Origin of the sequence: Streptomyces sp. NPDC001852, assembly GCF_042891825.1 — a bacterium.
Taxonomy (GTDB): domain Bacteria; phylum Actinomycetota; class Actinomycetes; order Streptomycetales; family Streptomycetaceae; genus Streptomyces.
In genome coordinates, this window is the sequence record NZ_JBIATN010000001.1 from 353019 (window position 1) to 379217 (window position 26199).

The following is a 26199-nucleotide window of genomic DNA, read 5'->3' on the forward strand; positions in this document are numbered from 1 at the left end:
ATCCGGCCAATCGTTGAGTGTGCAACTAGTGCGGGTGCATGGGAAGGCGCGCGCTCAGGCGACCGGGTCCTGGAGGAGGCCGATCAGGTTGCCGTCGGGGTCCTTCACCGAGGCGATCAGCCGGCCGTTGCCGACGTCCCGCACGTCCTGGACCACCTCGGCGCCCGCCGCCAGCAGGGCAGCGAGGCGCTCCCGGAGATCGGTGACGTGCCAGAACGGCACGGGCCCGGTCAGGCCCTGGGCATGCCCGTTCGGGTCGAGGCCGACGTCCTGGCCCTCGGCCTTGAAACCGACGTAGTAGGGCTGGTCCGCGTACGGCTCGACACCCAGGAGTGCGGTGAACAGGGCCTTGGCACGGTCCTTGTCCTTGACGGGGTAGATGATCGTCTGCACGCCGGCGGTCATGGGACTCTCCTTCTGAGGTGCGTGGCCCGACGGGTTTTCCGTCGGTGCACTTCACGCTAGGCCCGGGGAGACCGCTGCGGCTTCTTCGATCCTGACCGGTTGCGGGCTCCCCGGCGGCGCTATTCGTTGTGCAGCACCTCGGCGACGGTCAGGCGGGCCGCGCGCCGCGCGGGGACCAGCGCGCCCACCACGGCGATCACAAGACCGGCCAGCGCCAGTTCCGCCAGCTGCGGCGCGTGCCAGACGTCCGTCATGTACGACGGCAGGGTGATGTCGACCCCCGCGGCCATCCGCGGGACGACCACCTCGTAGGCGGCGATGCCCAGCGGCACGCCCAGCACCGACCCGAGCACGCCGAGCACCGCCATCGACGTCACCGTCATCACCGTCACCTGGCATGGGGTCATCCCGATCGACTTCAGCATGCCGAGGTCGCGGCGCCGGTCGTGGGTGTTGAGCACGGCCGTGTTGAAGACACCGAGGGAGGCGACCAGGGCCAGCAGCAGGGTGAGGGCGGTCGCCGAGCCGCTGATGGTCTGGGTGACGGTGTCTGGGCCTTTCAGCTCCGTACTGAGCCCCTTGTCAAGGTCCCGGGCGGCGCGCGCGTACGCCTTCGCGTCGGTGGCCTTGTGCAGTTTGACGCGATAGGTGAACGCCTTTCCGCCAGGGTCCAGGGCGGCGAACGTCGGCCACGTCCCCGCGACCACCCAGTCGTTCTGCGACATCAGCTCGCCGACCACGGTGACCTCCTCCTCGTGGCCCTGCTTGCGGAGCCTCAGATGATCCCCGATGCTCACTCCCCTGCGGCGCAGGAAGGCCGAGCCGACCACGACCTCTCCCGGACGGTGCATCCACCGCCCTTGTACGAGCACGTCGTTCAGGGGCAGGTCCGGCCCACGCCTGCCTTCGATCCAGACCTTCTGCGTGGAACCCACGAGCTGTGCGTCCTCGTCCGCAAGTGCCGTCACCCGGGCCGCACCCCGCAACGAGCTCAGCAGCGACTGGAGTTCCCGGTCGCCGTGCACCGGCAGCAGCTGCTTGCCGTGCACGTAGTTGCTCGCGTACACCGAAACGTCGAACGCGCCCTTGCCGGCGTCCCCGAAGAGGGTCATCGTGGCCCCCAGACCTGTCGCGAACGTCACGGTCGTCACACCCAGGACGACGGCCGCCAACGTGAGCGCGCTGCGTGCGGGCCGGGCGAAAGGAAGCCCCACCCCGAGGCTCACCGATCGCGGCAAACGCAGCCCCGCGAGCCGCCGTTGAACGCCGAGCGCCCGCCCGGCCCGGGGCGCGGTGCCCGCGCTGATCGCCCGGGCCGCCGACAGCCGCTGTGCCCGCACGGAAGGGCCGAGCGCGGCCAGTACACAGACGAGCGGCATGCCTGCCAGGGCCAGCGCGTTCACCCAGGGCGCGATGCCCGTCTGGTCGTGCAGCATCCCGGAATCCGGTCCCGTGAACACGAACCGGAAGAACGGCCCGGCCAGCAGGTTGCCGATGAGCGTGCCGAGCGCACAGCCGAGAACGGCCGGCAGGGAGGTCATCACCAGGTAGACACCCAGTACCTGCCCCGGGGAGAACCCGAGGGCCTTGAGGATGCCGATGTGCCGGAAGCCGGACACCACGGCACCACCGACCACGTTGGCGACGATCAGCACCGACACCAGAATGCCGAGGATGCCGAAGGCCATGAGGTAGGGAGCGTAGGCGCGGGCGTTGCTGCCGACTTGGTGCTTGAGCGACAGATAGGTGTGCGATCCGGTGAGCGCGCCCTTCGGCAGTCCCGCGGTGACCCCGGCGAGTCCTGCGCGCAGTGCGCTCTGCGACGAAGCGTTCCGGAACCGGTACAGCATCTGCGTGGCGTCCGGGTGCAGAGCCGCGATCTGGCCCGGTGCGACCCACACGTCGGCCGTGTGGCTCAGGCCGAAGGCGAACCCGACGATGGTCAGCGTGGGCCCGGACGGCACATGGAACTTCTTGCCGAGATCGTCGGCGGTCCAGGCCGATGGCCGGTTCATGACCATCTCGCCCGGCCGGGTGGCCCAGCGGCCCGCCCAGACGTTCACCCGGTCCACGGCGCCGCCGGGTCCGGCACGCCCCACGAACCTGACGTCGCCGCCGAGACCGAGGTCCTGCGCGGCGCGCGGAATCTCCACCGTCGCCTGCGGGAACGGCCCGGCCACCGCCTCCACACCCGGCTTCCGAGCCGCATCGGTCAGTTGCGCGTCTGCCACCTTGCCCCGATCGAACTCGGCGACCACATGCGGCCCGTGCTGCTTGCCGAAGATCCGGTCGAACGGTGCCGACGCCGCGTCCACGAGCCCGAGCGCGACCACGATCGACCCCGTCGACACCAGCGTGACCAGCCAGATCACCAGCGTCTGAAGTCTCCGCCTGCGTACGGCCGCCCGCGCGGCCTTCCACACCGCCCTCATGCCGAGTGCTCCAGGGTGTGCTCACCGGTGATCCGGCCGTCGGCCAGCTGCACCAGCCGGCTCGCACAGCGCTGCGCAAGACGCTCGTCGTGCGTGACGATGACGAGGGTCTGCCCGATCTGGTTCAGGTCGATCAGCAGATCCATCACCTGCTCCCCGGCCCGGCTGTCCAGCGCGCCGGTCGGCTCGTCGGCCAGCAACAGCGCGGGCCGGTTCATCAACGCCCGTGCGACGGCGACCCGTTGCCGCTCACCACCGCTGAGCACCGCGGGGTAGGCGTTGCGCCGGTCCGCGATGCCGAGTTCCTCGAACAGCTCCAGGGCCCGCCGCCGCGCCTGCCGGGCCGGAGTGCCGGTCAACTGGGCGGCCAGCGCCACGTTGTCCAGGGCCGACAGGTCGTCGATGAGGTTGAAGAACTGGAAGATCATGCCGATCCGGCGCCGCCGGTACAGCGCGAGCCCCTTCTCGCTCAACTCCCCGACGTTCTCGCCGTGTACGACGACACGGCCGGCCGTCGGCCGGTCGAGGCCGGCGATCATGTTGAGCAGCGTGGACTTGCCGCACCCCGAGGGCCCCATCACCGCGACCGCGTCCCCGGCCCGGATCCCCAGCGACACCCCGTCGAGCGCGACCGTCTCGCCGTACTCCTTGCGCACACCGTCGAGCCGAACGACGGTGTCTTCCGTTCTCACCTCGGTGACCATGGTCAGGACGCTAGACCTGGGACGACGCCCCTGGCATCCCTCTCCCGATGGCACTCCGCCGCCGGACTCATCCTCCGGATGCAGACGGCTGAATCCCCAGGTCGATGCGGATGTCAGTGCCGTCTGCGACCATGAACGGCATGGGGGAGTACGACGTGCTGACGGCGGCGCTCGCGGTGGCGTGCGCGGCCGTTCTCGGGCTGACGGCGGCGCTGGTGCGCACCCGGCGCCGCTGGCAGGCGGCGGTCGGGGAGCGCGGCTGGCTGCTGGAGCGCGAGCGGGAGAGCGCCGCGGAGGCCGCCATCGCGGCCGAACGGGACCGGATCGCCCGCGAGTTGCACGACATCGTCAGCCACAACGTCAGCCTCATGGTGGTCCAGGCGAGCGCCGCCCGTGAGGTGCTGGGCACGATGCCGGACGAGGCGGCGACGGCCCTGAGAGCCGTGGAGGACGCCGGACGGGGCGCGATGACCGACCTCAGACATCTGCTGGGACTGCTGGCCCCCGCACCGGACGGCACCGACGGGGACACCGACCCGGGAGCGGGAGCGGGCGCGGGCGCCGTGAGCACGCCGCTCGCCCCGCAGCCCGGCCTCGACCGGATCGGCCCGCTCGTGGACCGGATATCGTTCGCCGGGCTGCCGGTCGAGGTCCGCATCTCCGGCGAACCGCGCCCGCTGCCCCAGGGGATCGACGTGACCGCGTACCGCATCATCCAGGAGTCCCTGACCAATGCGCTCCGGCACGGCGACGGCGGCAAGGCGGAGGTGACCGTGCGGTACGCCGACCACGCCCTGCGCGTCGAGGTCCTCAACACCGGCCCCAGCGTGCTGACCGGCACCGCCCCGGCCGCCCCGAGACCGACGGCCGGCGGCACCGGCCGAGGCCTGCTGGGGCTGCGCGAGCGGGTCGCCGTCTACGGTGGTGACCTCGACGCCCGCCGCAGACTCGGCGGCGGCTATCGCGTCCGCGCCCGGCTGCCCCTGGACCGCCCGTGACGCCGGACGCGCCCGAGCGGGCGCCCCGGGTGCTGATCGCCGACGACCAGACACTGATCCGGACCGGCTTCCGGCTGATCCTCACCGCCCGCGGTATCGAGGTGGTCGGCGAGGCCGCCGACGGCGCCCAGGCGGTCGCCGCGACCCGCGAGCTGCGCCCGGACGTCGTCCTCATGGACATCCGCATGCCGGCCATGGACGGCCTGGAGGCCACCCGCCGCATCCTGGAGCAGACACCCGGCTGCCGGGTGCTCATGCTGACCACGTTCGACCTGGACCGGTACGTGTACGAGGCGATCTCCATCGGGGCCAGTGGCTTCCTGCTCAAGGACGTCACCCCGGAGCACCTGGCGGCGGCCGTACGACTCGTCGGCACCGGCGACGCCCTCCTCGCACCGCAGATCACCCGGCGCCTGGTGGAGCGGTACGCGGCCGAGGCCGAGCGGACGGCCCAGACCGCCGTGCCCGCCGACCTGGCCGCGCTCACGCCCCGCGAGCGCGAGGTCCTGACCCTGCTGGGCCGCGGCCTGTCCAACACGGAGCTGGCCACCGAACTGACTTTGAGCGAGGCCACGGTCAAGTCCCACGTGGCCCGCATCTTCGCCAAGCTGGGGCTACGCGACCGTGCCCAGGCGGTGGTCCTGGCCTATGAGACGGGACTGGTCCGCCCCGGGGCGGGTCAGCGCCAAAGGGGCGCAGGGCTGTAGTGAATCCGCGGCTCCGCCGCGTGGGCGCGACCAGCCCCGACGCCGCAGACGCCTGACAACCTTTCCCGGCACCCCGGTGGGCGCCCCCGCTCACGCGGAAGCGCGCGGCACCAGCTCCGTAGGCAGAATCACCGCGGCCGTGTCCTCCCCGGCGATCTGCCTCCGCCCGCGTGTGCCACGACAGCCGTGGGCGGAGGGGTTCTCCTCCGGCCCCACCGGAGGACCCCTCCCCGTTCACCTCGAAGGGACGACGGACGATGAAGTTCCATCCCAGACGCACCCTCAGGGTCCTGCTGCTGCCGCTCACGGCCGGGCTCGCCCTCACCTTCCTGCCCGCGCAGGCCGCGCACGCCGCGAGCACCCCCACCAACGGCGGCTTCGAGTCCGACGGCACCGGCACGGCCACCCCCGCCGGCTGGTCCGAGTACGGCGACACCGGCGCCTCGTACACCGAGGCCGGTGGCCACAGCGGGAGTTACCGCCTGACCCAGTACTCGTCCTCGGCCTACAAGGTCGAGACGTACCAGTACCTGTCGGGGCTGACCAACGGCGTCTACTGGGAGGCGACGTGGACCGCCGTCTCCGGCAACGGCTGGGACCCGACCGATGCCACCTCCGGCAACGGCTGGGAGAACCAGGCCCTGTTCGGCTACGACGACAAGGCGCTCTCCTCCATGACGTGGTTCAGCCACCGCTGAACCACCGGTGACGGGCCCGGCCGTCTGGGGCGGCCGGGCCTTCGCCGATTTTCCGGGGTCATATGCCCTCGCCTCGGTCGCACGGCCGTTCGGTACCGGACAACGACCGCCGAGTCCCGGACGCGACGGAGTCGGCCGCGGGACAGTGGGAACACTGCGTACGAGGAGGTCGGGGACGGAGGCGGACGGATGATGGGAACCCCCTCGGGCCGGATGCGGCAGACGATTCTGGAATGGCTCAAGGACCCTGCGGCCCACTTCCCGGCGCCCCGTCGCCGTGACCTCGCCGAGACGGGAGTCACCGCGCGCGCCGTGGCCGCCAAGCTGGGCGTGCCCCGCCGGACCGCCGAAGCCCACCTGGACTTTCTCACCCGGCTCGGCCTGCTGCGCACCCGCCGCAGCTGCTGGGGCACCTGCTACCGGCGCGACGAGATCCGCATCGCCGAGGTGGCCCGTGTTTTCGAGAAGGGCTGGTGAGGGGACGACACAGGGGGCACGGTCGGCCGGTGACGGGCCGCCGGCCCGCCGAGCGGGACGAGGGCCGCCGGTCGCACCGGGCGACCGGACCGGGCCCGGACACCGTACCGCCGGCCGCAGGACGGACCGGCCGACCGCGAAGGGCACCTGCATGGACCGACCCACGGCACTCGTTCCGCTGCACTACGTCTCCCTCGGCGCCCGCGGTCCCGAGGACGTGGTGGTGGACGCGCACGGGCGTGTGCTGACCGGCGTGGAGGACGGCAGGATCCTGGGCGTCCACGACCTCGGCGACCCGCGCACGGCCCGGGTGGAGGTGCTGGCCGAGACCGGCGGCCGTCCGCTGGGACTCGAACCGCTGCCGGACGGCGGCCTGCTGGTGTGCGACGCGGAACGCGGCCTGCTGCGCGTCGATCCCGTCGCGGGCGCCGCCGGGACCGTCCGCGTGCTCGCGGACTCGGTGGCGGGGGAGCGGCTCCGCTTCTGCAGCAACGTCGTCGCCCTGCCGGACGGCAGTGTGTACTTCACCGTCTCCAGCCGGCGCTACCCACTGGAGCAGTGGATCGGCGACATCGTCGAACACACCGGCACGGGACGGCTGCTGCGCCTTCCACCCGCGGGCGGCGACCCCGAAGTCCTGCTGGACGGGCTGCAGTTCGCCAACGGCCTGGCGGCCGGCGCCGACGGCTCCTTCCTCGTGATCGCGGAGACCGGCGCCTGCCGCCTCACCCGCTACCACCTCACCGGCCCGCGCGCCGGCCACGCCGACCTCTTCGCCGCGCTGCCCGGAATGCCGGACAACCTCTGGCGCGAGGGCACCGACGGCCCGCTCTGGGTCGCGCTCGCCAGTCCCCGGGTTCCGCCGCTGGACCTCCTGCACCGCACCCCGCCCGCCGTGCGCGGTGCCGCCGCGCGGGCCGCCGTACACGCGCCGTACCGCCCGAGCGGGGCGACCGGGGTCATGGCCCTCGACGACACGGGACGGACCGTCCGGCACCTCGCCCGCCGTCGCTCCGGCTTCCGCATGGTCACCAGCGTCTGCGCGACCGCGGATCACCTCGTCCTGGGTAGCCTGTGGGAGCCCGGCGTCGCGGTCTGCGCGCGGACCTGGGCCCGCTGACGCGGCGGTACCCTGGTGCCCGGCCGTGATCACCCGTCGGGGCAGGCCGAACAGGAGACGCAACCGCATGACAGCCCCGGAAGCCCAGAGCCTCCGTGTCCGCCCCACCCCACGGCGGCGGTCCGAGTGGCGTGCCCAGACACCCGTCGTCGCGGTGGTCGCCCTCGGCGGCGCGCTCGGCGCGTGCGCCCGCTACGGCCTCGCGCTCGCCTGGCCCACGCCACCCGGCGGATTCCCCTGGGCGACCTTCATCACCAACGTCACCGGCTGCGCGGTGATCGGTGTCTTCATGGTGCTCATCACCGATGTATGGGCCGCCCACCGCCTGGTACGCCCCTTCTTCGGCACCGGCGTGCTCGGCGGCTTCACCACCTTCTCCACCCACGCCGTCGACATCCGCAACCTGGTCGACGCGGGCCGCCCGGGCCTCGGGCTCGCCTATCTCGCCGCGACACTGTGCGCCGCCCTCGCCGCGGTGTGGCTCGCCTCGGCCGCCGCCCGGCGGGTGCTGATCGGGAGGAAGCGATGACGTCACTCACGGGCCGGGCCCTCAGGCTGACCGTCTACATCGGCGAGGACGACACCTGGCACCACAGGCCCCTCTACTCCGAGATCGTGCACCGTGCGCACGCGGCGGGACTCGCCGGGGCGAGCGTCTTCCGGGGCGTCGAGGGCTTCGGCGCATCCTCCCGCATCCACACCTCCCGCCTGCTGTCCCTGAGCGAGGACCTGCCCGTGGCGGTCGTCGTCGTGGACACCGAGGAGCGGGTACGGGCGTTCCTGCCGCAACTCGACGAACTCGTCGGCGAAGGGCTCGTGACCCTGGAGGAGTGCGAGGTCGTCCGGTACGTGGGGCGCACGGGCGGCCCGGCCGGCACGGATCCGAAGGGCAGGGGTTCATCGTGAACTGGCTGCTCGTCATCGCGGGCGCCGTGGTCGGTGCCCCCTTGCGCTACCTGACCGACCGTGCGGTGCAGGCCCGTCACGACTCGGTCTTCCCCTGGGGCACCTTCGTGGTGAACGTCACCGGCTGTCTGGTCCTCGGGCTGCTCACCGGAGCGGCCTCCGCGGGGGCCGCCGGACCCCATCTGCAGCTTCTGCTGGGCACGGGGCTGTGCGGCGCCCTGACGACGTACTCGACCTTCTCCTACGAGACCCTGCGGCTGACCGAGGCCGGCTCCGGACTGTACGCCGCGCTCAACATCGTGGCGAGCCTGGTGGCGGGGCTCGTGGCGGCCTTCGCCGGGGTCTCGCTCGCCGCCGCCGTGTGGGCGTAGGCGTTTGCCAGAGCGCCGGGCGCAGCAAGTACTGTCTACAACAATGTCGACCAACTCTCCTCAGAACTGGATCCCATGAGCGCCATCTCCGTCGGTCAAGCCGTCGTCCTCGGCATCGTCGAGGGGGTGACCGAGTTCCTCCCGGTGTCCTCCACCGGTCACCTCAAGATCACCGAGGGGCTCATGCACATCCCCGTCGACGACAAGTCCGTCGTCGGGTTCTCCGCCGTCATCCAGGTCGGTGCCATCGCCGCCGTGCTCGTGTACTTCTTCAAGGACATCAAGCGGATCGTCTCCGCCTGGTTCCGCGGTCTGACCAACCGCGAGGAGCGCTACCACCACGACTACAGGTTCGCCTGGTGGGTGATCGCCGCCACCATCCCGATCGTCCTGGTGGGCCTTGCCGCCAAGCCCCTGATCGACGGCGCGCTCGGCTCCCTCTGGGTGGTCGCCGGTTCCCTGATTGTCGGCTCCGCCGTGATGTGGTGCGCGGACCAGATGGGCCGGCACAAGCGCGGTGAGGACGACACCTCGTTCAAGGACGCGATGTGGGTCGGCTGCTCGCAGATCCTCGCCCTGCTCTTCCCCGGCTTCTCCCGCTCCGGCGCCACCATGTCCACCGCGCTCATCCTGGACCTGGACCGCGTCGCCGCCACCCGTCTGTCGTTCTTCCTCGGCATCCCGGCCCTGACCGGCGCCGGCATCTACGAGCTCAAGGACGCCCTCGGCGCGGGCGTGGGGGCCGCCCCGCTGGCCGTCGGCACGATCGTCTCCTTCGTGGTCGCCTACGCCTCCATCGCCTGGCTGCTGAAGTTCGTCGCCAAGCACTCCTTCAACGCCTTCGTGATCTACCGGATCGTCATCGGCGTGGGCCTGCTCGGCCTGCTCGCCACGGGCGTGCTGAGCGCCTGACCGAACCGTCCTGATCACCCACGGGGTGCGGATGCCTGCATTCAGGCGCCGCACCCCGTGAATGTTTGTTTACGGGACGCCTTGACAGTCCCGGCGCGCAACCCGCAGGATCGCTCCGTGAACCTGTCAGACAGCCAGACAGGTGGTCCTGCACCGCGGCGCGTCAGCGCCATGGAAGCGGTGCTCGCCCACCTCCGCGGCGCCATCGAACGCGGCGAGTACGCCATAGGCGACAAGCTCCCCTCCGAGGCCGAGCTGTGCCGCACCCTCGAGGTGTCCCGGCCCGTGCTGCGCGAGGCGCTGCGCGCGCTGCAGACGATGGGCCTCACGGTCTCCCGGACCGGAAAGGGCACCTTCGTCGTCGCGAACGCCGTCGAGGACCCCACGTTCGGCGACTACGCGGCCAGCGACCTGCTCGAGGTGCGCCGGCACATCGAGATCCCCGTCGCCGGGTACGCGGCCGTGCGCCGCACCCCGGAGAACCTGGACCACCTGTCCCACCTGCTCGACCGCATGGAGCGGGAGACGGACACCACGGCCTGGGTCGCGATGGACACCCTCTTCCACCTCGCCGTGGCCGAGGCGGCCCAGAACCCGGTGTTCCGCCGGGTCATCGAGGAGATCCGCGACGCACTGGCGCGTCAGTCGGCCTTCCTCAACGAACTGGGCGGCCGCCGCGAGCAGTCCAACCGCGAGCACCGGGCCATCGTCGAGGCGCTGATCGACGGTTCCGAACACGACGCGGTGGAGGCCATGAGCCACCACCTCGACCGCGTCGAGACGACCCTCACCGACATCGTGCGTCCCCAGCGGACGGACGACCTCCCCACGGAAGGCGGACCCGAGGCGTGAGCGAGCAGCACCTCAAAGACGAGACGCGCCCCTCGTCCGGCCATGTCGACGCCGGAGACGCCGGCTACAGCAAAGGCCTGAAGCACCGGCACGTCAACATGATCGCCATCGGCGGAGCCATCGGCACCGGCCTCTTCCTCGGCGCGGGCGGCCGGCTCGCCGACGCCGGGCCCTCCCTGTTCATCGCCTACGCCGTCTGCGGCGTCTTCGCCTTCCTGGTCGTACGCGCCCTCGGCGAACTCGTCCTGTACCGCCCGTCCTCCGGCGCCTTCGTGTCGTACGCCCGGGAGTTCCTGGGCGAGAAGGGCGCCTACACCGCGGGCTGGATGTACTTCCTGAACTGGGCGACCACCGGCATCGCCGACATCACCGCGGTCGCCACCTACACCCACTACTGGGGCATGTTCTCCGACATCCCCCAATGGTTGATCGCATTGATCGCCCTGGCGGTCGTCCTGACCGTCAACCTGATCTCGGTCAAGATGTTCGGTGAGCTGGAGTTCTGGTTCGCCATCGTCAAGGTCGGCGCGCTCGTGGTCTTCATGGCGATCGGCATCTTCCTGCTGGTCACCCAGCACCCGGTCGCCGGCCACCACCCCGGACCGTCCCTGATCACCGACAACGGCGGCGTCTTCCCCAACGGCCTGCTGCCGATGCTGCTGATCATCCAGGGCGTCGTCTTCGCCTACGCCTCCGTCGAGCTGGTCGGCGTCGCCGCCGGTGAGACCGAGAACCCCGAGAAGATCATGCCGAAGGCGATCAACTCGATCATGTGGCGCGTGGGCCTGTTCTACGTCGGCTCGGTCGTCCTGCTGTCCATGCTGATGCCCTGGAACAGCTACAGCGCCGGCGAGAGCCCCTTCGTGACGGTCCTGTCGCACATCGGCGTCCCCGCGGCCGGCGACGTGATGAACCTGGTCGTGCTCACCGCCGCCATGTCCTCGCTGAACTCCGGGCTGTACTCCACCGGCCGCATCCTGCGCTCCATGGCCATGAGCGGGTCGGCCCCGAAGTTCACCGCGCGGATGAGCCGCAGTCAGGTCCCGTACGGCGGCATCCTGCTCACCAGCGGTATCTGTGTCCTCGGCGTGGGCCTCAACTACGTCGTCCCCGCCGACGCGTTCGAGATCGTCCTCAACTTCGCGGCGATCGGCATCCTCGCGACCTGGGGCATGATCATGCTCTGTCACCTGCTCTTCTGGCGGAAGACCCAGAGGGGCGAGCTGACCCGGCCGTCGTACCGGCTGCCGGGCTCCCCCTGGACCGAAGTCGTGACGCTGGCGTTCCTCGCCTCCGTCCTGGTCCTCATGTACGCCGACGGCGGCGCCGGACGCACCACCGTGCTCTGTCTGCCGCTGATCGTCGCCATCCTGGTCGCCGGCTGGTACGGCATCCGCGGCCGGATATCCCGCACATCCACCGGCGCCGACGCGTGACCCGCGTACCGGCCGACCCGACTCATCGATGCAGGCAGTGATGTACAGCAGTTCTCCCGTCGACGCACCCGTCGTCCGCGAACCCCTTCACGCCCCGGTCGCCCACCTCATCCGCGGTGGAGTCGTCGAGGGCATCCACTACGGCTCCGTCGTCGTCCTCGGCGCCGACGGCACGGTGGAGTTCCAGCTCGGCGACATCGAGGCCGCGTTCTACCCGCGCTCGGCCGTCAAGCCCCTCCAGGCCGTGGCCATGCTGCGGGCCGGGCTGCCGCTCGACGGCGAACTGCTCTCGCTGGCCGCCGCCAGCCACTCCGGCGAGGAGCGCCACCTCGCCGGCACCCGGCGCATCCTCGAACTCGCCGGCCTCACCGAGGACCACCTGCGCAACGTCCCCGACATGCCGTTCGACCCGGTCGTCCGCGACTCCTGGGTGCGCGAGGGCCGCCTGCCCTCCCGGCTCGCCCAGAACTGCTCCGGCAAGCACGCGGCCATGCTGTGGACCGCCCGGCTCAACGGCTGGTCCCTGCAGGACTACCTCGACCCGGAGCACCCGCTCCAGCAGGCGATCCAGGAGATCGTCGAGGACCTGACCGGCCAGCGGGTCGCCCGGGTCACCGTGGACGGCTGCGGCGCGCCGCTGTTCTCCATCTCCCTGCACGGCCTCGCCCGCGCCCTGTCGCGGATCACCACCGCCGCCCCCGGCACGCCCGAGGCCCGGGTCGCCGAGGCGATGCGCTCGCACGCCGAGATGGCCTCCGGCTCGGGGCGTGATGTCGCCGCGCTGATGCGGGCCGTGCCGGGGCTGCTGGCCAAGGACGGGTTCGAGGGCGTGCAGGTCGCCGCGCTGCCGGACGGCCGTGCCGTCGCCGTGAAGATCGCCGACGGGGCGAATCGGGCGCGGGTTCCGGTCGCGGCGGCGGCGCTCGCTCGCGCGGGCGTGGATCCCGAGCTGCTGACCGCATTTGCGGGTGAGCCGCTGCTGGGTGGTGGAGAGCCGGTGGGGTGCGTGCGAGCTGTGCGTGCGCTGGATCCGGTTCCGTTCACTGCGTGTGCCTAGTTCGCCGAACACCAAGGGGGACTGCGGGTCGTCCGCGGTCCGCGGGCCGTTCGTGGCTGGTCGCGCCCATGCCGCGGAAGCCGCAGATCGTCAACGCCCCGCGCCCCCTTCGACACCTCCGTACCTGAGAAAGAGGACCCACCCCTCATGACCGCCACCACCCGCAGCGAACACGATCTGCTCGGCGACCGTGACGTACCCGCCGACGCGTACTGGGGTGTGCACACCCTGCGCGCGACGGAGAACTTCCCCATCACCGGCACCCCGATCTCCGCCTACCCGCATCTGATCGACGCCCTGGCCGCCGTCAAGGAGGCCACCGCTCTCGCCAACGAGGAACTCGGCCTGCTGGCGCCGGAGAAGGCACGCGCGATCGTCGCCGCCTGCCAGGAGATCCGGGCGGGCAAGCTGCACGACCAGTTCGTCGTCGACGTCATCCAGGGCGGCGCGGGCACCTCCACCAACATGAACGCCAACGAGGTCGTGGCCAACCGTGCGCTGGAACTCCTCGGCCACGCCAAGGGCGAGTACGCGTATCTGCACCCCAATGAGGACGTCAACCTGGGGCAGTCGACCAATGACGTCTACCCGACCGCCGTCAAGATAGCGACGGTTTTCGCGGTCCGGGGGCTGCTCAAGGCCATGTCCGTCCTGCAGGACGCCTTCGCCCGCAAGGCCGTCGAGTTCCGTGACGTGCTCAAGATGGGCCGCACCCAGTTGCAGGACGCCGTGCCGATGACGCTCGGTCAGGAGTTCTCGGCCTACGCCGTCATGATCGAGGAGGACCGCAGCCGTCTTGCCGAGGCCGTCGAGCTGATCCATGAGATCAACCTGGGTGCCACGGCGATCGGCACCGGGCTCAACGCGCCCGCGGGATACGCCGAGGCCGCCCGCCGGCACCTGTCCACGATCACCGGACTGCCGCTGGTCACCGCCGCCAACCTGGTCGAGGCCACCCAGGACTGCGGTGCCTTCGTGCAGATGTCCGGTGTGCTGAAGCGGATCGCGGTCAAGCTCTCCAAGAGCTGCAACGACCTCAGGCTGCTGTCCTCCGGTCCGCGTGCGGGCCTCGGGGAGATCAACCTGCCGCCGGTGCAGGCCGGTTCGTCCATCATGCCGGGCAAGGTCAACCCGGTGATCCCCGAGGTGGTCAACCAGGTCGCCTTCGAGGTGATCGGCAACGACGTCGCCATCACCATGGCCGCCGAGGCCGGACAGCTCCAGCTCAACGCCTTCGAGCCGATCATCCTGCACTCCCTGTCGGAGTCCGTCACCCACCTCCAGAGCGCCTGCCTCACCCTGGCCGACCGCTGCGTGTCCGGCATCACCGCCAACACCGAGCGGCTGCGCGCCACCGTGGAGAACTCCATCGGCCTGGTCACCGCCCTCAACCCGCACATCGGGTACACGGCCGCCACCGAGATCGCCAAGGAGGCGCTCGTCACCGGCCGGGGCGTGGCCGAGCTCGTCCTGGAGCGGGGCCTCCTGCCGGCCGAGCGGCTCGCTGAGCTACTGCGTCCCGAGGTCGTCGCCGGCAGTGGGGCACCTGTCGCCTGACCTGCGGTTACGGGCGGATATCAGCTCGTACGCGAGTGGGCTCCAGGGCCGGTCCGGAGGCACAATGGTGATCATGACAACGACGTCGTCCCTCACCTTCCTGCCGGTCCTGGAGCGCATCGCCGAGGAGATCGGGCGCACACCCGGCCGCGGCCGGGCCGCCGACTACATCCCGGCCCTCGCCGCCTGCGATCCCCGCCGCTTCGGCATGGCCGTCGCCGAGCTGGACGGCACGGTGTACGGGGTGGGGGAGTGGCGTGAGCCGTTCTCCACGCAGTCCATCACCAAGGTCTTCACCCTGGCCCTGGACCTGGCCCGAGAGGGCGACGAACTCTGGGAGCACGTGGGCCGCGAGCCCTCCGGCAACCCCTTCAACTCCCTGGTCCAGCTGGAGTACGAGAACGGCATCCCGCGGAATCCTTTCATCAACGCGGGGGCCCTCGTCGTCACCGACCGCCTCCAGACCCGTACCGGAGACGCCGCCGGGGAATTGCTGACCTTCCTGCGCACCGAGAGCGGCAACGCCACCCTGGACTTCGACAAGGAGGTCGCCGCCTCCGAGACCGCCCACGGTGACCGCAATGCCGCCCTCGCGCATTTCATGGCGTCCTACGGCAACATCGACAACGACGTGCCGACCCTGCTCGACCAGTACTTCCGGCAGTGCTCCATCACCGCCTCCTGCGCCGACCTGGCCCTCGCCACCGGTTTCCTCGCCCGGCACGGCATCCGCGCCGACGGCGGCCGGCTCCTCACCCGCAGCCAGGCCAAGCAGGTCAACGCGGTCATGCTCACCTGCGGCACGTACGACGCGGCCGGGGACTTCGCCTACCGCGTCGGCCTGCCGGGCAAGAGCGGGGTCGGCGGCGGCATCATCGCGGTCGTACCCGGCCGCTGCACCTTGTGCGTGTGGAGCCCAGGCCTGGACGAACGCGGCAACTCGGTCGCGGGGGTGGCGGCCTTGGACCGCTTCACGACGCTGACGGGCTTGTCGGTGTTCTGAGCCGCGATCGCGTGCGTTCCCTGGCCCCGCAGGCGCAGGGGACGCCCCTGACGTGCCGAGGTCACCGTTCCTCACACGCCGGTCACGTGCAGGCCGCCCCCGCGTGAGTGGAGCGTCGTCTTCCGGCCACCCGGCGTTGACACGCTGAACCAGTGTTGGCCATGGCATTCCCCGTCGATCTCCGCCGCTGCCAGGTGCTCGGGCTGGCCGGCACCGCCTTTCTCGCGCTGGGCGGTGAGACGGCCGGTGCCCTCCCCGTGCAGGATCTCCTGGCCCCCGCCTCGGTGCAGGCGGCGCTCGGCCTGGTCGGGGTGTACTTCGGTGTCGTCCTGCTGATCGCGGCCTGGGTGCTGCTCGGCCGTCTGGTGCGCGGGCCCCGGCCACCCACCCCGCGCGCCCTGCTGGTGGTGCTGGCCGTGTGGACGGCCCCGCTGCTGCTCGCACCGCCGTTGTTCAGCCGGGACGTCTACAGCTATCTCGCGCAGGGCGCCATGGTCGACGCCCACCTGGACGTCTACGCCCACGGCCCGGCCCAGCTCGGCGGCCCGCTCGCCGACGAGGTCGCCCCGATGTGGCAGCACACCGGCGCCCCCTACGGCCCCGCCTTCCTGGTCCTGGCCTCCGCGCTGTCCGGACTCACCCGCGGCCAGCTGCCCGCGGGCCTGCTCGGCATGCGCCTGGTCGCCCTGCTCGGCGTGGCCCTGATGGCCGTGGCGCTGCCCCGCCTCGCCCGGCACAGCGGCGCCGACCCGGCCGCCGCCCTCTGGCTCGGCGCCCTCAACCCGCTCGTCCTGCTGCACCTGGTCGCGGGTGCCCACAACGACGCCCTGATGCTCGGCCTGCTGGGGCTCGGCCTGGTCGCCGCGCGCGGGGACCGACCGGCCGGCGGTGTCCTCGGGGCGGTCCTCGTCACCCTGGCCGCCCTGGTCAAGGCGCCCGCCGCGCTGGGCCTGGCGGCGGTCGTGGCCCTCCAGGTCCGCGCCGGCCGCCGCCCGCTGCCGGCCGTCCTGACCGCGGCGGCCACCTCCGCCATGACGACGGTCGCCGCCACGGCCGTCGCCGGCACCGGCTACGGCTGGATCGGCGCCCTGGCCACCCCCGTCTCGCCGCACAACTGGGCCCTGACCAGCCTGCTCGGCCGCGCCACCGGGGCCCTGCTGGAGCACCTCGGCAGCGGCCTGGCCCCGCTGGCCGTACCGGCCTGGCAGCTGTTCGGCCTCGCCGCCACCGCCGTCGCCGTGGCGCTGATATGGCTCCGGCTGCGCGTCAGACCGGTGTACGCCCTCGGGCTCAGCCTGCTGACCGTCGCCGTGTTCGGCCCGGCGATCCGCCCCTGGTACGTGCTGTGGGGCCTGTTCCTCATCGCCGCCGCCGCGCCCAGCACCTCGGTACGGCACCGGGTCGCGGCCCTGGCCGCCGTCCTCGCCCTCGCCGTCCTGCCCAGCGGCGGCCCGGCCGACCTCGGCCAGTTGGTGCTCGCCGTCTCCGGCGGGGCGCTCGGCGTGGTCGTGCTGTGGCAGGCCCACCAGGCGGCCCAGGCCCCGGCCCCGGGACGCATGGCGTGAGCGGGCCGCGCACGACCAGGGGCCGTCTGCTGCTGGTGCTCGCCCTCGCGGCCGCAGTCACCGTCTTCACGGCCACCGTGCCGCTGCTGCGCGGATTCTTCGACCTGCGCGTCTACTACGGCACCGTGCACACCTGGGCGCACCACGACGGCCTGATCTACGACTACCGGGTGCCCGGCACCACGTACGGCTTCACCTATCCGCCGTTCGCGGCGCTCGCCATGCTGCCGCTGGCGCTGCTGGACCGGGCCCAGGCGATCGTGGCGTCCCTGCTGGTCAACCTGGCCGCGCTGGCGGTGATCCTGCGGATCCTCACGGGACCGGACTGGCGGCGGCACGGCTGGTACCGCTGGGCGCTGTGCCTGTGCCTGCTCGCGCTGTTCGAGCCGCTGCGGGACACGTTCAGCTTCGGCCAGGTCAACCTGGTGCTGCTCGCGCTCGTCCTCGGCGACTGCCTGCTGCTCGCGACCGGCCGGGAGCGCTGGGCCGGCGCCGGGATCGGGCTCGCCGCCGCCGTGAAGCTGACGCCCGCCCTGTTCATCGGTCTGCTGCTGCTCGCCGGGCGGCGCCGGGCGGCCGGTGTCGCGACGGCCGTGGCGGGTGCGGCGACCGCGCTGGCCGCCTGGGCGGACCCGCGGGCATCCCGCTTCTACTGGACCGAGGCGCTGTGGGACACCGGCCGGGTGGGCCGGCTCGACTATGTGTCGAACCAGTCGCTCCAGGGGGTGCTGGCCCGCCTCGGTGAACCGGGCCGCCCGCTGTGGGCGACGGCGGTCCTGCTGACCCTGTGCGTCTGGGCGTGGCGGGCCCGTGGGGCGGTGCGGGCCGGTGACTGGACGGCGGCCTTCGCGCTCACCGGGGCGGCGGCCTGCCTGGTCAGCCCCATCACCTGGGTGCACCATCTGGTGTGGCTGCTGCCGTCGTTCGCCGTGCTGCTGCGCGCCGGGCACCCGCGGACCGCGGGCGCCCTGTACGCGGTGCTGTGCACGAGCGTGGTCTGGCTGTGGTTCGACGACGCCTCCGGCCTCGGCGGCTTCCTCGGCAGCAACACCTACACGTGGATCACGCTGGGCCTGCTGCTCGGCCTGCCGACGGGTCAGCCGCGCGGGGTCCGGTTGCCCTTGCCCCGCGTCGCCACCGCGGCGACGCCCGCGGCGAGACCCGAGCACCCGACGACGACGGCGACGTCCGTCCAGAACGAGTCGTCGCCCTTTGCCCGCGACGCGGCAGCCGCGGCCACCGGTGCGGGCCTCGACACCGGCCGGGACCTGACGCGCAGCCCGTCCAGCGAGCCGACCGGATCCACCCGGCCGGCCGCCGCGAAGCCCCAGTCGAGCAGCTCGCGCGCCTCCTGGTACACCGCCAACCCGCCGCCCACCTGAGGGTTCATCACGGTCACCAGCAGCGTGCGGCTGCCATGGCGGGCCGCGGCCACCAGGGTGTTGCCCGCTTTGGTGGTGTAGCCGTTCTTGATGCCGATCAGCCCGGGGTACTTCTCCACGCCGTTCGCGCCGGTCAGCAGCCGGTTGGTGTTCCGGATGCCGTACGACGCGCCGTCCCCGGGGAAGTACGCCTCGGCGGTGGAGCAGTACCGGGCGAAGTCGGGATTGTGCAGCCCCTCCCGGCCGAAGACCGCCAGGTCGTAGGCGGAGGACACCTGGCCGTCGGCGTCGTAGCCGTCGGGGGAGACGACATGGGTGTCCAGGGCGCCGAGCGAGCGTGCCTTGGCCTGCATCCGGGCGGCCGTGGCCGCCCAGCCGCCGTTCAGCGAGGCGAGCACGTGCACGGCGTCGTTGCCGGAGTTGAGGAAGACCCCACGCCACAGGTCGGCCACCTGGTAGCTGTGGCCCTCCTTGACGCCGACCAGGCTGCTGCCCGGCCCGATGTCCGCCAGTTCCTCGTCGCGCACGGTGTGCCGCATCGTGGCCGGCAGGGACGGCAGCACGGTGACGGCGAACAGGGTCTTGAGGGTGCTCGCGGGCGGCAGTTTGCGGTGCGCGTCGCTCGCGGCCAGCACCGCCCCGCTGCCGGCGTCGGCCACCAGCCAGGACAGCGCCGACACCTCGGGCACCTCGGGCGCGTCCCGGTGCGGCCGGACCTGGACGCCGGAGCGGTAGAGCCAAGACGGTGCGGGCATCGCGGCCCGGGGGCCGGGCGGGGCGGGTTCCCCGGCCCGGGGCCCGGCGGAGGCGGCGGCCGGGGTGAGTACCAGCACGCCCGCAGCGCACAGGGCACACGCCGACACGGCCACCCGATGAGAAAGTCCGCTGATCATATGATCAACGTACGGACGGGATCGTCGTTCCTCGCGCCGAAGCGGCCGTTCGGCTCACGCGAGCAACCCGGATGCCGCACCGGGGCCGCCTGCGGGCGGGCTCAGCCGGTGGGCAGCGTGGGCCGGATCTGCCGCAGGAACGCGGCGTTGTCCGGGGTGGCGCGCAGCCGCTCCAGGAGGGTCTCCAGACCGGACGGGCCGCCCTCGCGGGGGCGCAGGACGCGGCGCAGTCCGTGGACGGCCGTCAACTCGCCCGGAGTCAGAAGGAGTTCCTCGCGGCGGGTGCCGCCGGCGTCGAGGTCCACGGCCGGGAAGAGGCGCCGGGCGGCGGACTCGCGGTCGAGGCGCAGCTCCATGTTGCCCGTGCTCTTCAGCTCCTCGAAGTAGTAGCCGTCGGCGCGGGAGCCGGTGTCCACCAGGACGCTGGCGAGGATGGTCATGGAGCCGCCCTCCTCCGCCTGGCGGGCGGCGCCGAAGAACCGCTTGGGCCCGAGCAGCGCGCCCGCGTCGACACCACCGCTCAGGGTGCGGCCGCCGGCGGCGGAGGCGTTGTTGTGCGCCCGGCACAGCCGGGTCAGCGAGTCCAGCAGGATCACGACGTCCTCGCCGGCCTCCACCAGGCGCTTGGCCCGCTCGACCACGAGCTCGGCGAGGGCGATGTGCTCCTTGGCCGGCCGGTCGAAGGTGGAGGCGTACACCTCGCCGCGCACCGAGCGGCGCATCTCGGTGACCTCCTCGGGGCGCTCGTCCAGCAGCAGGACCATCAGCCGGCACTCGGGGTGGTTGCCGGCCACGGCGGCCGCGAACTGCTGGAGGAGCACCGTCTTGCCGCTCTTCGGTGGGGCCACGATGAGTCCGCGCTGGCCCTTGCCGACCGGCGCGAAGAGATCGGTGACGCGCCCGGCCAGTCCGGACGCGGGGTGTTCGAGCCGGATGCGCTCGTGCGGGTGGAGCGGGGTGAGGTCGCGGAAGTGGCGCCGGGCGCGGAGGTCCGCCGGGTCGCGACCGTCGACGCGGGTGATCTCGGTCAGCGCGCGCCGGTCACCCCGGACGCCTTCGACGAGGTCACCCTTGCGCAGCCCGTGGCGCCGGATCAGGTGGGGCGCGACCTGGGGATCGGCGGGGGAGGGCAGCAGGTGCGGTGCCCGCAGATGCCCCTTCCCCTGCGCGTCGATGTCGAGGACACCGGTGACGATCCGGGCGGCCGCGGCCTGCTGGACCACGGGAGGGTGTTCGAGTGTGGTGGTCATGGTGGAAGGTCCTTTCACGGACGGAAGAAGAAGGCGGGAAGGGGGGAGAGGCCGCGAGCGGGAGGCCCTGACAACTGCCTCCGGGCGGCGGGAACGGCACCTCGGGTACGGCGGAAACGCCCTCGTCACGAGGTGGTGCAGGGAAGAAGCCCGGGCCGGTCGGAAACCTCGGCCGAGGGGCTGGTGGAGAGAGGAACGGCGCCGGTGTCCGTACGACGGGACACGCACACGCGCTGATCGCACTATACCCGTGCGCTCGGTCGGGTCAACATGATGCCGTCCGCGTCCATTCCCGTCCCGCACCCCGCGGCAATCACGTCCTGGACACGTCCCCAGACCACAACGATCCCGGACGTGCGGGGACTTGACCGTCAACCGTGGACTATGTTCAGGAGATGTCCACGCCACCGCAGCCGGCCGACCAGCCGCCTTCGCAGCCCCAGCAGCCCGCGTCGGCACCGGCCGTCCCGCCGCAGCCGACGGCCTATCCCTACCCGAACCCGCAGTCCCCGCCGCCGGGCGGCTTCTACGCCCAGCCCACGCTGGTCGGCTCGCCCGCCGCCCAGCCGCAGCCCGGACAGCCGGGCCAGTTCGGGCAGCCGGGTCAGCCGCAGCCCGGGAACCCCTACGCCCAGGCTCCTCAGTTCGGGGCCGCGGTGCCGCCCGTGCCTCCGTCCGGTGGCGGCGGGGCCGGCAAGGCGGTGCTGTGGGCCGCGGTCGGCGCGGTCGTCGCCTCCGCCGCCTGGGCGGGCGGTGTCTTCCTCATCGGCGGCAAGAGCGACAGCGCGGATCTGCGCGGCTACTCGGCGCCCTCCGACATGTGCTCCAGTGCCGACTACTCCTCCTTCAAGGCCGAATATCCCGAGGGCGACTCCTCGCCGACCAAGAGCTCCCTCAAGAACCCCGCGCTGGACGAGAGTTACTGCTACACGGGCCTGAAGAAGACGGGGTCCTCGTATGCCGACGCCTATCTGTCCATGCAGCTCGACGCGCACAAGAAGACCGATCCGGGGCCCGAGTTCACGGCGCTGTGGAAGAACTACGCCGACAGCCACACCGGTTACGACGTCTCCCCGGTCAGCGGCATCGGTGACGAGGCCTACCTGGTCAGCCAGGACACCACCGGCGGCTCCTCCAGCAGCGGTACCCGCTACGCCACGCTCGCCGTGCGCGACGGCTGGGTGACGTACACGATGAGCTACAGCGCCTACCTCACCTCGTACGACCAGGACAAGAACCCGCCCGCGCTCAGCGACGTGGAGGACTGGCTGAAGAAGGACGCCAAGGCCACGCTGGGGCAGCTCAAGGGCTGACCCGGTTCGGCCCTCAGGCGTGGTCCACCGCATCGGTGATGGCGGTGGCGACGACGGTCGCGCCCTCGCGGGCGCATGCCGTCACCTCGGCGGCGCCCTGACCCTGCGCGGCTCCGGTGGCGACGACGGTGCGGCCCGCCAGACGCATACGGCTCACTGCTTCCTGCCGGCTCGGGTCTGCTGCGACCCACGCCAGGAAGCCGCGCCCGGCTGCGGAAACTCATGTTCCTGATGGCTGTCATCCACGGCGTCGATCTCCTGCCCGGGCCGCCCTCACGCCGACCGGGCCTCCGCCTCCTTCACGATCTCGTCGAACCGCGCGCCCATGGCCTCGGCGAGGGCGTGCGCCCCGGACAGCGGACGGACCATGACCATCAGCTCGTCGATCAGGCCGTCCTCGTTCACGTGCAGGAAGTCGCAGCCGGTCAGCTCGCGGTCGCCCACGCGGGCGGTGAAGACCAGTGCGTGGTCGGGGGCGGCCGGGTCGCCGATCTCCCGGACGTACCGGAAGTCCTCGAAGACCTGGGAGACCGCGCGCAGGATCGCCGCGGTGATCGCCTTGCCCGGATACGGCTTGAAGACGACCGGGCTGGAGAAGACGACGTCCTCGGCCAGCAGCGCCTCGACGGCGTCGATGTCGCCGGCTTCGACGGCCGCACGGAACGCGTGCATCGGATCACCTCGTATAATCAACTAATTGAATAGGTGCAGATGAGATTAATCAATGGCTGCTAGCCTGTCCATATGTCGCTCAAGTACGCCGTCCTGGCCGCCCTGCTGGAGGGTGAGGCCTCGGGCTACGAGCTGTCGAAGTCGTTCGACGTCTCGCTCGCGAACTTCTGGCCCGCCACCCCGCAGCAGCTCTACCGGGAGCTGGAGCGGCTGGCGCAGGACGGACTGGTCCGGGCCCGGACGGTCCAGCAGGAACGGCGGCCGAACAAGCGGATGTTCACGCTCACCGAGGCCGGCCGCGCCGAGCTGGACGCCTTCGCCGCCGAGCCGCCGAAGCGGCCCACCGCCATCCGCGACGAACTCCTCATCAAGATCCAGGCGATGGACGGCGGCGACCCGGAGGTCACCCGCGCGCTGATCGAGGAGCGCATGGGCTGGGCGCGCGGAAAGCTCGACCGCTACCGGCGGGTGCAGGGCCGCCTCCTGGACGGCCGGACCGAGGAGGAGTACCTCCGCGGCGCCGACCGCGTCGGCCCGTACCTCACCCTCATGGCCGGGATCGCCTTCGAGGAGGAGAACCTGCGCTGGTGCGAGCGGGCGCTCGCGGTCCTGGCGCAGCGAGTGGCCCTGGGCTGAGGAGATGTTCGGTCCCGAAGGCCCCAGCCTGCGTGAACTCGCCGTACAGGCACTGTCGTCCGTCGAGCACGGTTACGACCTGCTCGCCCCGAAGTTCGATCACACGCCCTTCCGGACACCCGACGGGGTGCTGGAGTCCGTGGCGAAGGCACTCGCCCCGCTCGGCCCGTTCGAGGACGGACTCGACCTGTGCTGCGGCACGGGCGCGGGCGCCGAGGTGCTCACCGGGCTGTGCCGCCGCAGCGTCACCGGGGTCGACTTCAGTGCGGGCATGCTCGACGTCGCCCGGCACCGCGTACGGCCCGCCGACGGGCCCGGGGTCGCCTGGGTGCGCGGCGACGCCCGTGCCCTGCCGTTCGCGGCCGCCTTCGACCTCGTGGTCTCCTTCGGGGCCTTCGGCCACTTTCTGCCGCGGGAGCTGCCCGGGCTGTTCGCCCAGGTCCACTCGGTCCTGCGGCCGGGCGGCCGGTTCGCCTTCCCGGTGCTCGCCCCGCCCCGTCCGACGCAGGCCGGCTACTGGATGCTGCTCGGCTTCGACGCGGTCATGCGGGTGCGCAACGCGCTCTGGCGGCCGCCGTTCGTCATGTACTACCGGGCCTTCCGGCTCGGCGATGTGCTCGGCGCGCTGGGCCGGGCCGGGTTCACCGTCGAGCTGCACGCCCTGCCCGAGTTCGGGCGGCGCGGCGACGGCGGGCCACGGGCCCGGCTGGTGGTGGCGCGGCGGGCTCAGACCGCCGCGGGCAGTGTGAACTCGTAGACCAGCGCGTCCCGTTCGGCGTTCACCACCAGATCGGTGATCTCCAGCGGCCGGGCGTACTGGTCGTGCACCCGCCGGGTCACCCGTACCGAGGCCGCGCCGTCGACCTGGCTGATGGAATCCCGGTGGTGCAGGGACAGCCCGGCCTTGCGCATCCAGTCGTAGGCCCGGCGCAGCTGCGCGGGGGTGGTGCCGTCGGCCCGGTTCCGGTAGCGGGCCAGCTCCGCGACCTCGGCCAGTGCCACCGCCGAGAACGACGTCACGGCCGTCCGCAGCGACCGGCCGTCCGGCGTCGCCGACCGGTACCGGTGCACCAGTGTCGGCCGGTGCGGCGCGAGCCCCAGCGCCCGCGCGTGCTCCTCCGGCGGCGCCTCCCAGGTCACCGTGGCCCGGTCGACCGCCGAGGGGCCCGCCGGGCGGGCGCCCAGCGGGAAGGCCGGTGTTCCCGGCGCCGCCACCGGCCGGGCGGGCAGCGTGGCATGGCTGCCCCGCCGGTCGGTGGAGACGGCACCGCTGCGCCGCAGCATCTCCAGCGCCTGCCGGATGGTCTCCCGGCTGACCTGGAAGTAGGCGGCCAGGTGCCGTTCGCCCGGCAGTCGTTCGCCCGGCGGGATCGTGCCGGTGCGCAGTTCGTCGAGGAGCAGCGCCGCGATCCGCCCGTACAGGGGCCGGTCGTCGCTGTGTGCGGGTTCGTGTGGTGCGGGTTCGTGCGGGGTGGTGCGGGCCATGCCGCGCCCTCCTGTGGTGACAAGGTGTAGTCGTGCGGGCTCGTTGCGCGACCACAATTAGCATTGGTCTAAACCACAAGGGAAGAGCGGCCTGCCGGTTCGGCCGAAACCCACCCGCGCCATCGCGCCGTCACAGGGCGCTGTACAGGGCGTCGATCAGCGCCATTTTCCGCGGGTCGTCGGCGATGCGCGGCCCCATCCGGTTCATCACGTACCCCAGCGACACGCCGGCCTCCGGGTCGGCGAGCCCGCACGAGCCGCCGAACCCGTCATGACCGAAAGCCCGCGGGTTCGGGCCGTACGACCGCTGTGGACCGCTCAGCCACAGCCCGAGCCCGACCTCGGTCTCGCCCTCGAAGCCCGCGCCCAGCACCAGATCGCGGCAGCTCCCCTGGCCCTCGCGCACCCGCTCCGCCGCCCCGGGCGACAGGAGGCGCCGCCCGCCGTGGCGACCGCGCCCGGCGAAGACGCCGTACAGCGCCGCGACGGCGCGTGCGGTGCCGTGCCCGTTCGCCGCGGGGATCTCCGCCGCGCGCCACTCGGGCGTGTTCGCCTCCGCCGCACCGACCAGCGGATTCGCCAGCGCCGCCAGCGCGGCCGGTGCCAACTGGCTGAAGACCGCCGCCTGTTCACTGCGAGAGGCGGCCGGCGGACGCACCAGCTCGGCCGCCCGGTGCGCCTCCTTCGCCGGCAGCCCGACCGTGAAGTCGATCCCGAGCGGGCCGGTCACCTCCCGCTCCAGGAATTCACCCGGCCGCAGCCCGGAGACGCGCCGGACGACCTCGCCGACCAGGTGGCCGTAGGTCAGCGCGTGATACCCGGAGACGGTGCCCGGCTCCCACCACGGCTCGGTCGCCGCCAGCCGGGCGGTGGTCAGATCCCAGTCGTACAGGTCCGTCAGGGAGTGCGGCTCGCGCAGCCCGGAGAGCCCGGCGCGGTGCGACAGCAGATGCCGTACGAGCACCTTCTCCTTGCCGGCCGCCGCGAACTCGGGCCAGTACGCGGCCACGGGCGCGTCGAGGTCGAGCAGCTCCCGGTCGGCGAGCAGATGCGCGCACAGCGCCACCGGGCCCTTGGTGGTCGACCACACGTTCACCAGCGTGTCCTGCTCCCAGGGCCGGGTGGCGGCCGCGTCCGCCCAGCCGCCCCAGAGGTCCACCACCGTGGCGCCGTCGACGGTCACGGCCATCGCGGCGCCCAGTTCCCCCCGCTCCCGGAAGTTGTCCTCGAAGGCCTCCCGCACCGCCGTGAAGCGCGCGTCGCAGTGGCCGTGGACCTGTGTCTCGTGCGCGGACATGCAACCTCCGTCGTCGCCCGGAAACCCGGGCCGCGACGCTGCGACCCGGGTGCCCCGAACGTACCGACTGG

26 protein-coding genes and 3 pseudogenes are annotated in these 26199 nt (G+C 72.2%); 20 read left to right on the forward strand and 9 right to left on the reverse strand.

Annotation, left to right across the window (positions count from 1 at the left end):
- Nucleotides 1-54: 54 nt before the first annotated feature.
- The 3 genes from ACFYZB_RS01530 to ACFYZB_RS01540 form a co-directional block, all read right to left on the reverse strand.
- Complete coding sequence (locus tag ACFYZB_RS01530; protein WP_351205639.1) at nt 55-405, reverse strand: VOC family protein; 351 nt, start codon at nt 403-405, stop codon at nt 55-57.
- Nucleotides 406-524: 119 nt separating this feature from the next.
- Complete coding sequence (locus ACFYZB_RS01535) at nt 525-2837, reverse strand: FtsX-like permease family protein (RefSeq protein ID WP_388752960.1); 2313 nt, start codon at nt 2835-2837, stop codon at nt 525-527.
- Nucleotides 2834-3541 (reverse strand): ABC transporter ATP-binding protein, encoded by a 708-nt coding sequence (locus ACFYZB_RS01540; protein ID WP_388752962.1) that lies wholly within the window; start codon nt 3539-3541, stop codon nt 2834-2836. Before ACFYZB_RS01540 ends, ACFYZB_RS01535 begins: the two co-directional genes overlap by 4 nt.
- Before the next feature lie 140 nt (nt 3542-3681).
- Here ACFYZB_RS01540 and ACFYZB_RS01545 point away from each other — a divergent pair, with 140 nt between their 5' ends.
- From ACFYZB_RS01545 to ACFYZB_RS01625, 17 genes and pseudogenes are all read left to right on the forward strand, one after another.
- Nucleotides 3682-4539, forward strand: coding sequence for a sensor histidine kinase (locus tag ACFYZB_RS01545; RefSeq protein WP_388752965.1), 858 nt, complete (start codon nt 3682-3684; stop codon nt 4537-4539).
- Nucleotides 4536-5246 (forward strand): response regulator, encoded by a 711-nt coding sequence (locus tag ACFYZB_RS01550; RefSeq protein WP_388752968.1) that lies wholly within the window; start codon nt 4536-4538, stop codon nt 5244-5246. Before ACFYZB_RS01545 ends, ACFYZB_RS01550 begins: the two co-directional genes overlap by 4 nt.
- 257 nt (nt 5247-5503) lie before the next feature.
- Nucleotides 5504-5833 (forward strand): annotated as a pseudogene (locus ACFYZB_RS01555) (arabinogalactan endo-1,4-beta-galactosidase); the annotation flags it as partial.
- Nucleotides 5834-5857: 24 nt separating this feature from the next.
- Nucleotides 5858-5944, forward strand: a pseudogene (locus ACFYZB_RS01560) (hypothetical protein); the annotation flags it as partial.
- Between the two features lie 189 nt (nt 5945-6133).
- Nucleotides 6134-6421, forward strand: a complete 288-nt coding sequence (locus ACFYZB_RS01565) for a helix-turn-helix domain-containing protein (RefSeq protein ID WP_208902416.1) — start codon at nt 6134-6136, stop codon at nt 6419-6421.
- Between the two features lie 151 nt (nt 6422-6572).
- Entirely contained in the window at nt 6573-7541 is a 969-nt protein-coding gene (locus tag ACFYZB_RS01570) for an SMP-30/gluconolactonase/LRE family protein (RefSeq protein WP_388752971.1), read from the forward strand.
- Between the two features lie 67 nt (nt 7542-7608).
- Entirely contained in the window at nt 7609-8070 is a 462-nt protein-coding gene (locus ACFYZB_RS01575) for a CrcB family protein (protein ID WP_351205652.1), read from the forward strand.
- Nucleotides 8067-8447, forward strand: a complete 381-nt coding sequence (locus tag ACFYZB_RS01580) for a DUF190 domain-containing protein (protein ID WP_351205654.1) — start codon at nt 8067-8069, stop codon at nt 8445-8447. The genes ACFYZB_RS01575 and ACFYZB_RS01580 overlap by 4 nt, the downstream gene beginning before the upstream one ends.
- Nucleotides 8444-8818, forward strand: a complete 375-nt coding sequence (gene crcB, locus ACFYZB_RS01585; protein WP_351205656.1) for a fluoride efflux transporter CrcB — start codon at nt 8444-8446, stop codon at nt 8816-8818. The genes ACFYZB_RS01580 and crcB overlap by 4 nt, the downstream gene beginning before the upstream one ends.
- 75 nt (nt 8819-8893) lie before the next feature.
- The gene (locus ACFYZB_RS01590) at nt 8894-9730 is read left to right on the forward strand and encodes an undecaprenyl-diphosphate phosphatase (protein ID WP_388752975.1); all 837 of its coding nucleotides are present in this window, start codon (nt 8894-8896) and stop codon (nt 9728-9730) included.
- Between the two features lie 171 nt (nt 9731-9901).
- Nucleotides 9902-10582, forward strand: coding sequence for a FadR/GntR family transcriptional regulator (locus ACFYZB_RS01595; RefSeq protein ID WP_351205809.1), 681 nt, complete (start codon nt 9902-9904; stop codon nt 10580-10582).
- Nucleotides 10579-12018, forward strand: a complete 1440-nt coding sequence (locus ACFYZB_RS01600; protein WP_388752978.1) for an amino acid permease — start codon at nt 10579-10581, stop codon at nt 12016-12018. Before ACFYZB_RS01595 ends, ACFYZB_RS01600 begins: the two co-directional genes overlap by 4 nt.
- Before the next feature lie 40 nt (nt 12019-12058).
- Nucleotides 12059-13075 carry an asparaginase gene (locus ACFYZB_RS01605; RefSeq protein WP_388752981.1) on the forward strand — a complete coding sequence of 339 codons (1017 nt, stop codon included), beginning with the start codon at nt 12059-12061 and terminating at the stop codon, nt 13073-13075.
- 147 nt (nt 13076-13222) lie between these two features.
- Nucleotides 13223-14632, forward strand: coding sequence for an aspartate ammonia-lyase (aspA, locus tag ACFYZB_RS01610; RefSeq protein ID WP_388752983.1), 1410 nt, complete (start codon nt 13223-13225; stop codon nt 14630-14632).
- A 64-nt stretch (nt 14633-14696) separates the two neighbouring features.
- The gene (locus ACFYZB_RS01615; protein ID WP_388752986.1) at nt 14697-15635 is read left to right on the forward strand and encodes a glutaminase; all 939 of its coding nucleotides are present in this window, start codon (nt 14697-14699) and stop codon (nt 15633-15635) included.
- Between the two features lie 161 nt (nt 15636-15796).
- Nucleotides 15797-17200 (forward strand): polyprenol phosphomannose-dependent alpha 1,6 mannosyltransferase MptB, encoded by a 1404-nt coding sequence (mptB, locus tag ACFYZB_RS01620; protein WP_388752988.1) that lies wholly within the window; start codon nt 15797-15799, stop codon nt 17198-17200.
- Nucleotides 17197-18582 carry a glycosyltransferase family 87 protein gene (locus tag ACFYZB_RS01625; protein WP_388752990.1) on the forward strand — a complete coding sequence of 462 codons (1386 nt, stop codon included), beginning with the start codon at nt 17197-17199 and terminating at the stop codon, nt 18580-18582. The genes mptB and ACFYZB_RS01625 overlap by 4 nt, the downstream gene beginning before the upstream one ends.
- Before the next feature lie 59 nt (nt 18583-18641).
- Here ACFYZB_RS01625 and ACFYZB_RS01630 read toward each other — a convergent pair.
- Nucleotides 18642-19475 (reverse strand): annotated as a pseudogene (locus ACFYZB_RS01630) (D-alanyl-D-alanine carboxypeptidase family protein); the annotation flags it as partial.
- A 101-nt stretch (nt 19476-19576) separates the two neighbouring features.
- Entirely contained in the window at nt 19577-20725 is a 1149-nt protein-coding gene (rho, locus tag ACFYZB_RS01635) for a transcription termination factor Rho (RefSeq protein ID WP_388752993.1), read from the reverse strand.
- Between the two features lie 395 nt (nt 20726-21120).
- Between rho and ACFYZB_RS01640 the strand changes: the two genes are divergently transcribed.
- Nucleotides 21121-22038 (forward strand): hypothetical protein, encoded by a 918-nt coding sequence (locus tag ACFYZB_RS01640; RefSeq protein ID WP_388752996.1) that lies wholly within the window; start codon nt 21121-21123, stop codon nt 22036-22038.
- A gap of 13 nt (nt 22039-22051) precedes the next feature.
- On the opposite strand, the gene ACFYZB_RS01645 is transcribed toward ACFYZB_RS01640, so the two are convergent.
- Both ACFYZB_RS01645 and ACFYZB_RS01650 read right to left on the reverse strand, forming a co-directional pair.
- The gene (locus ACFYZB_RS01645; protein WP_388752999.1) at nt 22052-22195 is read right to left on the reverse strand and encodes a hypothetical protein; all 144 of its coding nucleotides are present in this window, start codon (nt 22193-22195) and stop codon (nt 22052-22054) included.
- Nucleotides 22196-22311: 116 nt separating this feature from the next.
- The gene (locus tag ACFYZB_RS01650) at nt 22312-22710 is read right to left on the reverse strand and encodes a nuclear transport factor 2 family protein (protein ID WP_351205676.1); all 399 of its coding nucleotides are present in this window, start codon (nt 22708-22710) and stop codon (nt 22312-22314) included.
- 72 nt (nt 22711-22782) lie between these two features.
- Here ACFYZB_RS01650 and ACFYZB_RS01655 point away from each other — a divergent pair, with 72 nt between their 5' ends.
- Together ACFYZB_RS01655 and ACFYZB_RS01660 are read left to right on the forward strand one after the other, a co-directional pair.
- A complete protein-coding gene (locus tag ACFYZB_RS01655; RefSeq protein WP_351205678.1) occupies nt 22783-23346 on the forward strand; it encodes a PadR family transcriptional regulator in 564 nt (187 codons plus the stop codon).
- Nucleotides 23347-23350: 4 nt separating this feature from the next.
- Entirely contained in the window at nt 23351-24103 is a 753-nt protein-coding gene (locus tag ACFYZB_RS01660; protein ID WP_388753002.1) for a class I SAM-dependent methyltransferase, read from the forward strand.
- Here the strand turns inward: ACFYZB_RS01660 and ACFYZB_RS01665 are convergent.
- Entirely contained in the window at nt 24073-24831 is a 759-nt protein-coding gene (locus ACFYZB_RS01665; protein WP_388753005.1) for a GntR family transcriptional regulator, read from the reverse strand. The two genes, ACFYZB_RS01660 and ACFYZB_RS01665, sit on opposite strands and share 31 nt — an antisense overlap.
- A 130-nt stretch (nt 24832-24961) precedes the next feature.
- Nucleotides 24962-26128, reverse strand: coding sequence for a serine hydrolase domain-containing protein (locus ACFYZB_RS01670; protein ID WP_388753008.1), 1167 nt, complete (start codon nt 26126-26128; stop codon nt 24962-24964).
- Between the last annotated feature and the right edge of the window lie 71 nt (nt 26129-26199).